Origin of the sequence: Rhizobacter sp. AJA081-3, assembly GCF_017795745.1 — a bacterium.
Lineage (GTDB): Bacteria > Pseudomonadota > Gammaproteobacteria > Burkholderiales > Burkholderiaceae_C > Piscinibacter.
The window spans coordinates 279829-291770 of the sequence record NZ_CP059067.1 but is presented as its reverse complement, the minus strand read 5'-3'; the positions used below and the strand labels follow the sequence as shown (position 1 = coordinate 291770).

At 71.0% G+C, this 11942-nt stretch carries 14 protein-coding genes; 13 read left to right on the top strand and 1 reads right to left on the bottom strand.

Annotated features, from left to right (window positions below; all coding sequences use genetic code 11):
- Window positions 1–41: 41 nt before the first annotated feature.
- Window positions 42–710: a response regulator transcription factor gene (locus HZ992_RS01445; protein ID WP_209384910.1), complete on the bottom strand. Its 669-nt coding sequence runs from the start codon at window positions 708–710 to the stop codon at window positions 42–44.
- Between the two features lie 250 nt (window positions 711–960).
- On the opposite strand from HZ992_RS01445, the gene HZ992_RS01440 reads away from it, so the two are divergent.
- The 13 genes from HZ992_RS01440 (at window position 961) to HZ992_RS01380 (ending at window position 11915) form a co-directional block, all read left to right on the top strand.
- Window positions 961–1581 carry a lytic transglycosylase domain-containing protein gene (locus tag HZ992_RS01440; protein WP_209384909.1) on the top strand — a complete coding sequence of 207 codons (621 nt, stop codon included), beginning with the start codon at window positions 961–963 and terminating at the stop codon, window positions 1579–1581.
- A gap of 150 nt (window positions 1582–1731) precedes the next feature.
- Window positions 1732–2166: a type II secretion system major pseudopilin GspG gene (gspG, locus tag HZ992_RS01435; RefSeq protein ID WP_209384908.1), complete on the top strand. Its 435-nt coding sequence runs from the start codon at window positions 1732–1734 to the stop codon at window positions 2164–2166.
- Window positions 2167–2170: 4 nt separating this feature from the next.
- Window positions 2171–3277, top strand: a complete 1107-nt coding sequence (locus HZ992_RS01430) for a type II secretion system F family protein (RefSeq protein WP_209384907.1) — start codon at window positions 2171–2173, stop codon at window positions 3275–3277.
- A gap of 19 nt (window positions 3278–3296) precedes the next feature.
- The gene (locus HZ992_RS01425) at window positions 3297–5012 is read left to right on the top strand and encodes a GspE/PulE family protein (protein ID WP_209384906.1); all 1716 of its coding nucleotides are present in this window, start codon (window positions 3297–3299) and stop codon (window positions 5010–5012) included.
- Window positions 4990–5775: a hypothetical protein gene (locus HZ992_RS01420; protein ID WP_209384905.1), complete on the top strand. Its 786-nt coding sequence runs from the start codon at window positions 4990–4992 to the stop codon at window positions 5773–5775. Before HZ992_RS01425 ends, HZ992_RS01420 begins: the two co-directional genes overlap by 23 nt.
- Window positions 5772–6314: a PilN domain-containing protein gene (locus tag HZ992_RS01415; RefSeq protein WP_209384904.1), complete on the top strand. Its 543-nt coding sequence runs from the start codon at window positions 5772–5774 to the stop codon at window positions 6312–6314. The genes HZ992_RS01420 and HZ992_RS01415 overlap by 4 nt, the downstream gene beginning before the upstream one ends.
- Window positions 6314–6889 carry a hypothetical protein gene (locus tag HZ992_RS01410; RefSeq protein ID WP_209384903.1) on the top strand — a complete coding sequence of 192 codons (576 nt, stop codon included), beginning with the start codon at window positions 6314–6316 and terminating at the stop codon, window positions 6887–6889. The genes HZ992_RS01415 and HZ992_RS01410 overlap by 1 nt, the downstream gene beginning before the upstream one ends.
- Window positions 6886–7458, top strand: coding sequence for a hypothetical protein (locus HZ992_RS01405; RefSeq protein ID WP_209384902.1), 573 nt, complete (start codon window positions 6886–6888; stop codon window positions 7456–7458). The genes HZ992_RS01410 and HZ992_RS01405 overlap by 4 nt, the downstream gene beginning before the upstream one ends.
- A gap of 20 nt (window positions 7459–7478) precedes the next feature.
- The gene (locus HZ992_RS01400; protein ID WP_209384901.1) at window positions 7479–9689 is read left to right on the top strand and encodes a secretin GspD/PilQ domain-containing protein; all 2211 of its coding nucleotides are present in this window, start codon (window positions 7479–7481) and stop codon (window positions 9687–9689) included.
- Between the two features lie 6 nt (window positions 9690–9695).
- Window positions 9696–10178, top strand: coding sequence for a type II secretion system protein (locus HZ992_RS01395; protein ID WP_209384900.1), 483 nt, complete (start codon window positions 9696–9698; stop codon window positions 10176–10178).
- A complete protein-coding gene (locus tag HZ992_RS26095; protein WP_371816771.1) occupies window positions 10172–10687 on the top strand; it encodes a type IV pilin protein in 516 nt (171 codons plus the stop codon). Before HZ992_RS01395 ends, HZ992_RS26095 begins: the two co-directional genes overlap by 7 nt.
- Window positions 10684–11220 (top strand): type II secretion system protein, encoded by a 537-nt coding sequence (locus HZ992_RS01385; RefSeq protein WP_209384898.1) that lies wholly within the window; start codon window positions 10684–10686, stop codon window positions 11218–11220. Before HZ992_RS26095 ends, HZ992_RS01385 begins: the two co-directional genes overlap by 4 nt.
- Window positions 11217–11915 carry a response regulator gene (locus tag HZ992_RS01380; RefSeq protein ID WP_209384897.1) on the top strand — a complete coding sequence of 233 codons (699 nt, stop codon included), beginning with the start codon at window positions 11217–11219 and terminating at the stop codon, window positions 11913–11915. The genes HZ992_RS01385 and HZ992_RS01380 overlap by 4 nt, the downstream gene beginning before the upstream one ends.
- Window positions 11916–11942 lie beyond the last annotated feature (27 nt).

Below are 11942 nucleotides of genomic sequence, written 5' to 3'. Positions count from 1 at the left end.
GCCCGCAAGTGCGCGTGACATATTGCGCTGACCACGATGCCTCACAGCGTGCCCACCTGGTAACCCACGCCGCGAACGGTCTGGATCAGCTCGCCGGAGATCTTGCGCCGCAGGTGGTGGATGTGCACCTCGATGGCATTGCTGCCCACGCTTTCGTTCCAGCCATAGATCTCGGCCTCGAGCTGCTGGCGCGTCACGATGCGGTTCTGTCGTTGCAGCAGCGCCTCGAGCACGCGGAACTCCTTGGCCGTCAGAACGACGGTGTTGCCGTGCCAGAGCACCGAGTTGCTGGCCGGCATGAGCGTCAGCGGACCGAAGGACTGCTGAGTCTGTGCCGGCGGATTCACCACCTGGCTCCGGCGCACGATCGCCTTGACGCGGGCGGACAGCTCCGCGAGGTCGTAAGGCTTGACCAGGTAGTCGTCGGCGCCGAGGTCGAGCAGGTGGATGCGGTGGTCGCGAAAGCCCTGCGCCGTGGTCACGATCACCGGCGTGGTGAGCTCGCGCGACCGCATGTTGACGAGGCAGTCGCGCCCGCTGAGCTCGGGCAGGCCCAGATCGAGAAGCACGCAGTCGTAGTCGAACTTCCCGGTGAGCTCGATCAGCTGGTTCCCGTTGGTGACCCAGTCGACGGCATGCCCATCCCGCATCATGTAGACGCAGGTGGCGCGGCCGAGTGCCGTGTCGTCTTCCGCCAGCAACAAGCGCATTTCGGTTCGGATCTCGGGGTTAGTGACAAGATGTATTAGACCAGCCGCGATCCAGCCCGGCACCGCCCAGGCCGGGGAGACCCCGCCCGCAACCCGCCCCCTGGATGCAGGGGGCGAGGGGCAGTCCCCAGTGCATGCGGGGACGCATCCCCGTTGGGGCGCCAGGCGCCATGCGCTTCAATGGGCCTCCACCATGTCCACCCACCGCGCAGCGCGCCGCCCCGTGCTCCATGCCTTCTTGCGTCAGGTCATGACGTTCGGAGCCGGTCTGAGCTGTGTGCTGGCCCAGGCGCAGATCTACACGGGCGCAGGCGATGGCGGCAGCGTGGTGCTGAGCAATCACTCGTCCGGCGAGACACCCCTCCTGCTGATCGCTGCCGAGGCGCCGCCGAGCCCGCCGCTCGCGCCGCAGCCGTCCGCACCATCAACGCCGGCCCGAACGATGCCGGCCGCGCGGAGCACGCCGCCGACCCTGGCACCCGTGATCCGTGAAGCGGCCCGGCGCCACGATGTCTCGGAGTCGCTGCTGACCGCCGTCATCGCCGTCGAGTCCGGCTTCGATCCGCGCGCCGTCTCGCCCAAGGGCGCACGCGGCCTGATGCAGCTGATGCCCGACACCGCGCGGCGCTTCGGCGTGAAAGACGTCTTCGCGGTGCACGACAACCTGCATGGCGGCGCCGCCTACCTGCGCCAGCTCATCACGCTGTTCGAGAACGACCTGTCCCTCGCCCTGGCCGCCTACAACGCCGGCGAGGGCGCCGTGATGCGCGCGGGGCGCCGCATCCCGGCCTACCCCGAGACGCGCGAATACGTCGCGAAGGTGCTGGCCCATGCCGCACGCGGCGCGTCGCCAGGCGCGGCGAATCCCTGATCGGACAGACCCTCCCCCGCGCTTCAGGGGTTCCCCATCGCGGTAGGGTGCATCGGACTTAAGCGCTGGTTAAGCCCTGCCCCAAGAATCGTTTTGCACAGGCGAGGCAGTCATGGCGACTGCCGCCTCGCAACACGAAGGGGTGCGGCGATGACGGGTCCGGAGCAGGCATCGAAGGCGGCGATCGCGCGCGGCTTCACCTTGCTGGAGCTGCTGGTGGTGATGGTCATCATCGGCCTGCTGGCGGGCATCGTGGCGCCGCAGTACTTCGCGCAGATCGGCAAGTCGAACGCCAAGGTCGCGCGGGCGCAGATCGAATCCTTCGGCCAGGCGCTCGACCAGTACCGGCTCGACGTCGGCCAGTACCCCAGCTCCGAACAAGGCCTGCTGGCGCTGCGCAGCGCGCCGCAACAGGCCGCGCGCTGGCAGGGCCCCTACCTGAAGCGCGACGTGCCGGACGACCCCTGGGGCCGCGCCTACGTCTACAAGCGCCCCGGGCAGCATGGCGAATACGACCTCGTCAGCCTGGGTGCCGACGGCCAGCCCGGTGGTGAGGGCGAGGCCGCGGACGTGGTCTCGTGGTAGCGGCATGATCGAGCTTCCGACTCCCCGCGCCGGCGTGCCTGCGGCGCCGAACGCGCCGGTGCCGGCAGCGCGCGCCGCAGTCCTTGTCGACGAAGAGCAGTTCGCGCACGACCTGAGCCTGATGCTGCGCTCGGGCCTGAGCCTGATCGAGGCGCTGCGCACGCTGTCCGAGCAGGGCGCGGGCAACGCCGCCGAACCGGTGCGCGAGGTGCTGCAGTCGCTGCAGCGCGGCGAATCGCTGTCACGCGCGATGCAGGCCACCGGAGCCTTCGGCGTGCCGCTGCTGGCCTGTGCGAAGGCGAGCGAGCTCACCGGCGACCTCGGCGACAGCCTGCAGCGTTTTGCCTCCAACGCCGCGCGCATCCGCGTGCTGCGCAGCCGGCTGGTGTCGGCCTGCGTCTACCCTGCGCTGCTGATCAGCGTGACCTTCGTCGTCGTGCTCTTCCTGCTCGTCTACGTGGTGCCGCGCTTCGCGCTGGTGCTCGACAACGCGGCGCAGGACATCGCACCGTTGTCGCGCGCGCTGATCCACCTCGGCAAGGCGATGCACGAGGTCCAGCTGCCGATCTGGCTGACCCTGGCCGCAGCCCTCGGCACGCTGGCCTGGATGCTCTGGCGCCAGGCGCGCGCCGGCCAGCTGGCCGGCTGGGTGCTGCAGCAGACCGTGCGGCTGCCCTGGATGCGGCCTTACGTGCGCAGCTTCGGCCTGTCGCAGCTCGCGCGCAGCGGCGCCATGCTGATCCGCTCCGGCGTACCGGCGCTGAAGGCGCTGGCCATGTGCCGCGAACTGGTGGCGTCGTCCGACCAGCCGCGGCTCGACCGGGCGCTGGCTGCCGCCTCCACCGGCACGCCGCTGGCGCAGTCGCTGCACGACGCCGGCCTGCTCGACACCCTGGCCTGGCGCGTGCTGCGCGTGGCCGAGGAGACCGGCCAGCTGCACGCCGCGCTCGATCGCGTGGCCGACGTGCACGACGCGCTGCTCGAGCGTGGCCTGGAGCGCCTGGGCCGGCTGATCGAACCGATCCTGATGCTGACCATCGGCGTGGTGGTCGGCGGCATCGTCGTGCTGATGTACGTGCCGATCTTCCAGATGGCCAGCAGCATCCGCTGAAGGGCAAGAGGCACCGACCATGAGCGACACATCCACCACCGCCCCGCCCGACAGCGACGCCGCACGCCTGGCCCAGGACATGGTCGCGCGGCTCGGCCAGCGTTTCGCCGCAGCCCGCAAGCTGCTGAAGAACGAGCGGCCCGAGGTTCGCGACGTGGCGATGAAGCGCTGGCTCAGCGAGGGCAGCGGCCTGACGCTGGCCGACCTCACGCACTGGAAGCCCGATCAGGCCGACACGGAGCTGGTGCCCTTCAGCCAGGGTCAGCAACGCCTGTGCGTGGTGCTGCGCGACGGCAGCGAGCTGCGCCACGTGGTGCTGGCCGATCCCTTCGACGACGGCACCCGCATGTGGCTCGAGTCGCGCATCCGCGCTGCCGGCCACCCGCCTTCGGTCTGGTACGTGGCAGGCGCCAATGACGTTGCGGCCTTCTACGCACGCCTGGAACGCGAGACACGCGCACTCGATGGCTCCACCCAGGCAGCGAACGATTCAAATCACGGTGTCGCGGACGCGGAAGACGTGCTCAAGCTCTCGCTGGCGGGCATCAGCACCGACGAGAGCCCGGTGGTTCGGTTCGTCAACGGCACGCTGTACGACGCGCTGAAGGCGCAGGCCAGCGACATCCACCTCGAATGCGCTGCGAAGGGCCTGGCGGTGAAGTACCGGCTCGACGGCGTGCTGCAGGCCGTGGCCCGGCCCGAAGGACGCGACTTCGCCGACCGCGTGGTCTCGCGAATCAAGGTGCTCGCGGATCTCGACATCTCCGAGCGCCGCGTGCCGCAGGACGGCCGCCTGAAGCTCAGCTACGGCGGCCGGGCGATCGATGTGCGCGTGTCCATCATGCCCAACCTGTACGGCGAAGACGCCGTGCTGCGCATCCTCGACCGTTATCAGCTGTCCGCCGACGAGACGCTGAACATCGAGCACCTGGGCTTCGATGCCGACAACGCGCGATTCATCCGCAAGCTCGGCGCCATGCCCTACGGGCTGCTGCTGGTCACCGGCCCCACCGGCAGTGGCAAGACCACCACGCTGTACGCGGTGCTGTCCGAGGTGAACACCGGGCAGGAAAAGATCATCACGATCGAGGACCCCGTCGAGTACCAGCTGCCCGACGTGCTGCAGATCCCGGTCAACGAGGCCAAGGGCCTGACCTTCGCGCGCGGCCTGCGCTCCATCCTGCGCCACGACCCGGACAAGATCATGGTCGGCGAGATGCGCGACGCCGAGACGGCGCAGATCGCCATCCAGGCCGCGCTGACCGGCCATCAGGTGTTCGCCACCGTGCACGCGAACAACGTGTTCGACGTGATCGGACGCCTGTCGACGATGGGCGTGGATCCCTACAACCTGGTCTCCGCGCTCAACGGCGTGGTGGCCCAGCGCCTGGTGCGCATCATCTGCCCGCAGTGCAGCGCGCCCGACGAGCCCGATGCCGAGCTCATCGAGGCCAGCGCGCTGCCCGACATCCTGCTGGGCTGGAACTTCCGGCGCGGCATCGGCTGCGCGCACTGCCGCGGCACCGGCTACAAGGGCCGCCATGCGATCGCGCAGACCCTGGCCATGGACGTCGGCCTGCGAAGCCTGATCGCCGAACGTGCCAGCCCGGCCGTGTTGCGCGAGGCCGCCCGCGAGCGCGGCCTGCGCACGCTGCGCGAAGCCGCGCTCGAACTCGTGGCCTCCGGCCAGACCACTCTCGAAGAGGCCAACCGTGTCACAGCCGTGGAAGAGTGAACTGCTGCTGCGCCTGACACGCGGCAGCTGCGTCGCGCAGGTGCTGGCGCCCTGGTCTCGCCGCGTCGTGCACGAAGCGCATGCCGAAGGCTCGATCGGCGTGGCACTGCCGCAGGCGCTCAAGGCACTGCAGGAAGACGGCGCGGCCGCGCTGCCACGCCAGGCGCGCCTGCTGGTGCCGGACGAACTCGCGTACCTGTCGCTGCGGCCGGCCAGCGCGGACTGGCCGACGGCACAGCGGGAAGCGCAAACCCACTTCGTGCAGACGCTGGGCCGGCAGGACCTGGTGGTCCAGGTGGTGTCGCTGCCCGGTCGCTCCGGCTGGCTGGCCGCGGCCATCGAGCCGGCCGACCTCCAGGCCTGGCAGCAGGCGCTGGCTCAGGCCGGCGTGCGGCTGGCCCACGTCGAGCTGGCGCTGCTGGACGACCTTCAGGCGATCGCGGGCCATGTCGGCGACGACGCGGTCATCGCGGTGCTGCGCGACGAGGGCATGACGCTGCTGCGCGTGGCTGGCGGCACGCTGGAGGAGTTGATCTGGGACCGCTGCGACACGCGCGCGCAGCGCCTCGTGGAGCAACGCCTGCTCGCATTCCAGGGCGGAATCCACAGCAGCAGCCCGGAGCCGCTGTGGCTCGTCTGCCGCTCCGCGGCCCAGTGCGAACTCTGGCAACGGCTTGCGCGCGGCCACCAGTGGACGCTGCTCTCGCGCGAAGCCGTGGTGCCGCAGGTCGCGGCGGCCTCTGATGCGGCGAGCCCTGCATGAAGCCGCTGCCCCGCCTGGACTTCCTGGCCCGTGCGCCGCGCCCCTGGGCCGGCATCGCCTTGTGCACGATCGCTGCCGTGGCACTGGCGGCCGCCGCGGCGTCGGCCTGGCAGTTGCAGCGCGACAACCGCGACCGGCTCGCGCAGGTCAACGAGCGTGCGGCGCGCCTGCTTCCCCCTGCCCCACGCAAGCTCACCGAGGCCGAGCGTGTGCGGCTGGCACAGGCCACGCGCGTCGCGGGCGAGCTGCGTGCGCCCTGGGCCGACCTGCTCGCCACCTTCGAGGAACATGGCAAGAACGACATCGGATTGCTCAAGCTCGAACCCGACGCCAAGGCCGGCCTGGTGCGCGTCACCGGCCAGGCCCGCAACACCGCGGCGCTGTTCGCCTACCTGCGCGAACTCGAGGCAGACCCGCGCCTCATGCACGTGGCCCTGACCACGCAGCAGTCCGAGCGCGACACGCCCGGCCAGCCGCTGCGCTTCGTCATCCAGGCCGGATGGCGCACCACGGCCAGTGCGGCGAAGGAGGTTTCGTGATGAAGCTCCGGTTCGACTGGCTCCGTGGCAGACAGCGTCTTCTGGTCCGCGCGCAGACGCTGGCCTTCGCATGGCGCCGGCACCTGGGCTGGCCGGCCTGGGCCGGGCTGGCGCTGCTGGCCGGTGCGGTGCTCGTGCAATGGCAGCTGCGCCCCATGCTCCAGCGTGATGCACAGCGACTCGAGGCGCGCTGGGCCGCACTGGCCAGCGCCCCGGCGTCGCGCGCCGTCGAGGCTTCGGCTCGCCCGCCCCTGCCCAGCGGCGAGTTGCCGTCCACGCGGCAGCGCGGGCGTGATCTCGAGTGGCTGGTCAGCGCCGCGCAGCGCGCCGGGCTGGGCCTGGAGCGAGCCGACTACTCGCTCGGTGCGGCCACCGCCGGAGCGCTCACGCGCGTGGAAGCCACGCTGCCGCTGACCGGCAGCTATGCGGGCGTGCGGCGCTTCGTGGCGGAAGTGCTCAACGAGTTGCCGCACTCGGCACTCGAGAGCCTGCAGATCGAGCGCGCGACGGCGCAGGCCAAGGAACTCCAGGCCACCGCACGCCTGGTGCTCTTCTACAGCGAGGAGACACCGTGAAGCGCCGCCCGCTGCTGTTCGCCAGCGCGGCCGCGGTCGGCCTGTGGTCGGCCTGGATCATGCTGAATGGCGGGCCCGATGGGTCCGCGCGCGCGGTGGCCCCCGGCATGGCGCGCAAGCCGGCGCCCCCGCCTGCAGCCGCGACGGAGTCCGGCGCTGGGGCGATTTCCCAGGTCACCCCGGCGACCCGGGTGGCCGATGCCAGCCCGGCACCTCGTCCGCGCATCGAAGCCGCTCCGGGGGACGACGCCTTCGCCGCGCGCGAATGGTTCAAGCCCCCACCGCCCCCGCCCCCGCCCCCGCCGGCACCGCCCCCGCCGCCGCCGCCGCCACCACCGCCTCCGCCGCCACCCACTCTGCCTTACCGCTTCGTCGGCATGCTCGACGAAGGCACGAAGGCGAAGCCGCGCGTCTTCCTGTCGCTCGGCGACAAGCTGCTGGTGGCCGGCGTCGGCGACACGCTCGAAGGCGGCTACAAGCTCACCGCGATCTCCGGGCAGGAGCTCGTCTTCACCCACGTCCAGAACAACGTCACGCTCAAGCTCGTCGTGGCGGGAGGAACTTCCTGATGTCACCCGCACACCGATTCATGGCGCGACGCCTCGTCGCCCTGGCCGCAGCCCTGCTGCTGGCCGGCTGCGCCGCCCAGTCGATGCACTCCGATGGCCTGCAGCAGCTCCACGAAGGCAAGGTCGCGCAGGGCCTGCAGAACCTGCGCAAGGCCAGCGAGATGGACCCGGGCAATGCCCGCTACCGGATCGACTTCCTGACCCAGCGCGAGTTGGCCACGCAGGCCGTGCTGCGCCGTGCCGACGATGCCCGCACCGCGGGCCGGGTCGACGAGGCCATCCAGCGCTACCGGGAAGCACTGCAGCTCGACGAAGGCAGCGAGCGCGCCCAGCGCGGCCTGATGCAACTCGACGATCAGCGCAAGGGCGAGGCGGCGATCCAGCAGGCCGAGCGCATGCTCAAGGCCGGCCAGACCGACCCGGCGCGCGACGTGCTGCGCCGGGCGCAGAAGGACCTGCCCGGCAACGCCGCCGTGGCCGCGCAGCTCAAGGCGCTGGACGAGCGCCTCGAGGGCGAACGCGCCGGGCGCGAACGCGCGCAACTCGCGCAGAGCGCCTTCCGCAAGCCGGTGACGCTGCAGTTCCGCGACGCCAACCTGAAGATGGTGTTCGAAGCGCTGTCGCGCACGGCGAACGTGAACATCATCCTCGACCGCGACGTGAAGAGCGACCTGAAGACCACGATCTACGTGAAGGACGCGTCGGTGGAGGACACCATCGACCTGATCCTGCTGCAGAACCAGCTCGAGAAGCGCGTGCTCAACCAGAACACGTTGTTCGTCTACCCCGCGGTGGCGGCCAAGCAGAAGGAATACAACGAGCTGAAGGTGCGCAGTTTCCAGCTCAGCAACATCGACGCGGCGCACGTGGCCAACATCATCAAGTCGCTGCTCAAGACCAAGGACATCGTCACCGACGCGCGCACCAACACGCTGGTGATGCGCGACACCGCCGACGCGATCGCGGTGGCCGAGAAGCTCGTCGCGGCCAACGACGTGCCCGACCCCGAGGTGATGCTCGAGGTGCAGGTGCTCGAGGTGTCTGTCGACCGCATGTCCAACCTGGGCATCAAGTGGCCCGACGCGTTCAGCGTGGCCACGCCGGCCAATGCCCGGACCATCGGCGACCTGAAGGCGCTCACGCGCAACGACCTCGTCACCTCGCAGCTCGGCGTGGCGCTGAACCTGATGCTGCAGGACACCGAGACCAACATCCTGGCCAGCCCGCGCATCCGCACGCGCAACAAGGAGAAGGCGCGCATCCTGGTGGGCGACAAGGTGCCGGTGATCACCAACCTGATCACGCCGCAGCAGGCCGGGCAGTCCTCGGTGATCACCGGCTCGATCCAGTACATCGACGTCGGCATCAAGCTGGAGGTCGAGCCGCAGGTCTACGCCGACGGCGACGTGGGCATCAAGATCAACCTCGAGGTGAGCAACATCGCCAAGACGATCACCACCGACTCGGGCCAGGCCTACCAGATCGGCACGCGCAGCGCGCAGACCTCGCTGCGCCTGAAGGACGGCGAGACCCAGGTGCTCGCCGGCCTGATCAACGACCAGGACCGCAGCACCGCGAGCAAGGTGCCGGGCCTGGGCCAGGTGCCGGTGGCCGGGCGGCTGTTCTCGTCGAACAACGGCAACGCGACGAAGAGCGAGATCGTGCTGTCGATCACGCCACACATCATCCGGCCGCAGACACTGCCCGAGGCACGCAACGGCGACGTCTGGTCGGGCACCGAGAACATCGTGCGCGAGAAGCCGCTGCGCCTTGACCCGATCGGCGCGGCGCGCGGCGGCAACGCAGCCGACATGCCGGCGCTGGCGCCCTCCAACGGCGCCGCCGGTAGCGCGGCCGCGGCCGCTCAGCCGGCCACCGGCCCGAAGGCCGGCGGGGCCGGCGGCAGCACCATCCTCAACGCCAGCCGCGCCCCGATGGAGTTGTCGACTCCGCCGGCGGGCGGCGCCGCGCCAGCGGGTGCGGGAGGCGCCACCGCAGCAGGCCAGGGCACCGGCACGGTGACGGCCGCCACGACGGGCGCAGGCACCGGCGTCGGCAGCGGCCTGCCCCTGGTTGGCGGCACCGGCAGCTCGCCGCCACCGGGCACCAACCAGCGACGCCCCGCACCTGCTTCCGTCCAGCCGGGCCGCGCAATGGCGCCTTCTTCGCCCAGCGCCCCCGCCGGCACCGCACCCCCGCCGCCGCCGCCGGTGGCACCGGACGAAGGCTGAGCCGCGATGGCACGAATCCACGCGCACCGCGGCTTCACGCTCATCGAGCTGGTGGTCACGCTCGCCCTGCTCGGCGTGCTGGCCATGCTGGCCGCACCGTTGACCGAGACGGCCGTGCAGCGCAGCCGCGAGCAGGCGCTGCGCGCCTCGCTGCGCGAGATCCGCGATGCGATCGACAGCTACCACGCGGCCGTGCTGCAGGGTCGCATCGTGCGCAACCTGGGCGAGTCGGGCTACCCGCCCTCGCTGGCGGTGCTTGTGACCGGTGTGGCCGATGCGCAGGACCCGAAAGGCGGCCGCCTCTACTTCCTGCGGCGCCTGCCGCGCGACCCGTTCTTCGCCGACGCGCGTGCCGATGCGGCTTCCACCTGGGGCCTGCGCAGCTACGTCAGCCCACCCGACGACCCGCGCGACGGCGACGACGTCTACGACGTCTACTCCACCGCCACCGGCATCGCGCTGGACGGCACGCCCTACCGCGAATGGTGACGCCGATGCGCTGCGCCAACCCACGCCGCTGCCGCGGCTTCACGATGATCGAGCTGGTCATCGTGATGGCCATGCTCGGCCTGCTGCTCTCGCTGGCGCTGCCGCAGTACATGGCCACGCTGGAGCGCGGTCGCGAGCAGGTGCTGCAGAGCAACCTCGCCGCGCTGCGCGAGGCGATCGACAAGTTCCACGGCGACCGCGGCCGCTACCCCGACAAGCTGGAAGACCTGGTCACGCAGCGCTACCTGCGCGCGATCCCGGTCGACCCCTTCACCGAATCGCCGACCTGGGTGGTGGTGGCGCCGCGCGACGCCGACAAGGGCGGCGTGATCGACGTGCAGAGCACGATGACCGACCTGAACGGCGAACCGCGCCGGGCCGCCGCCGTGGCCACCGATGCGGCGGCCGATGCCCTGCCCAATCGGGTGGCGCGCGAGGGTGGCTCCAGCATGGTGGTCACCGCGACGGCGGTGGCCGCGTCGGCGCCCGAGGCGGGAGGCGCACGATGAATCGCGTGCGAACCTCGCGCGGCGTGGTGCTGATGGGCCTGGTGGTGCTGCTGGCGCTGGGCGGGCTGGCCGCGGTGCAGTTCGCCGAGTCGGCCGTCACCGCTCGCCAGCGCGAACGCGAGACGCAGTTGCTGTGGGTGGGCCAGCAGTTCCGCGCCGCGCTGGAGTCGTACCACCGCGCCACGCCCGGCCCGGTGAAGCACCTGCCAGTGTCGCTGGACGAACTGGTGCGCGACTCACGCTTCCCGAACCCGGTGCGCCACCTGCGCCGCATCTACGCCGACCCGATGCAGCCCGAGCTGCCGTGGGGCATCGTGCGGCGCGGCAACCAGATCGTCGGCGTCTACAGCCAGGCCGACGGCGAGCCGCTGCGCCGCACCGCCTTCGCCCCCGGGCTCGAAGCCTTCGAGGGCGCCACGCAGTACGCGTCGTGGCGCTTCATGTTCGTTCCCCGTGCCAACGCGACGCCGGCACCGCCGGTGCCGCCGCGCGCCAGCCCCTCCACCGTCACCTCGTCAGCAGCCACGCCATGAGCTACCGCATCCTCGTTGCCGAAGACCACCCGCTGCTGCGCCACGGCCTGCGGGCGCTGCTTGCCACCCATCCCGACTACAGCGTCGTCGACGAAGCCGTCGACGGGCGCGAGGCGGTGGTCAAGACCCTCCAGCTGCAGCCCGACCTGGTGCTGATGGACCTCACGCTGCCCGGCACCAGCGGCATCGATGCCACCGCGCAGATCCGTCGCCGGCTGCCGCAGCAGAAGGTGCTGGCGCTGAGCGAGTACGACTCCGAGATCCACGCCAGCGAGGCGATGCGCGCCGGCTGCGCCGGCTTCCTGCGCAAGGATTGCCCCGCCGAGGAGATGCTGCTGGCGGTGAAGACGGTGCTCGCGGGCCGGCGCTTCCTCGGCCAGGACCTGGCCAGCCTGCTGCTCGACGGCATGCTGCACCCGCAGAAGTCGCGCGACACGAACCCCTGGGACACGCTGTCCAGCCGCGAGCGCACGATCTTCAAGCTGATCGCCGAGGGCGGCACGAACCGCTCCGCCGCCGCCTACCTGAACCTGAGCGCCAAGACGGTGGAGAAACATCGCGCCAACCTGATGCGCAAGCTGCGCCTGAACTCGGCGGTGGAGCTGGCGTTGCTGGCGGTCGAGCTCGGCCTGGTACAGCGTCCGCAGATGCCGTCGCGCTCGGCGATGGCCTTGGAGTCGGGCGTGCCCGGCTGATCGCGCGCAGCCGCGCGGCGCGCCCCG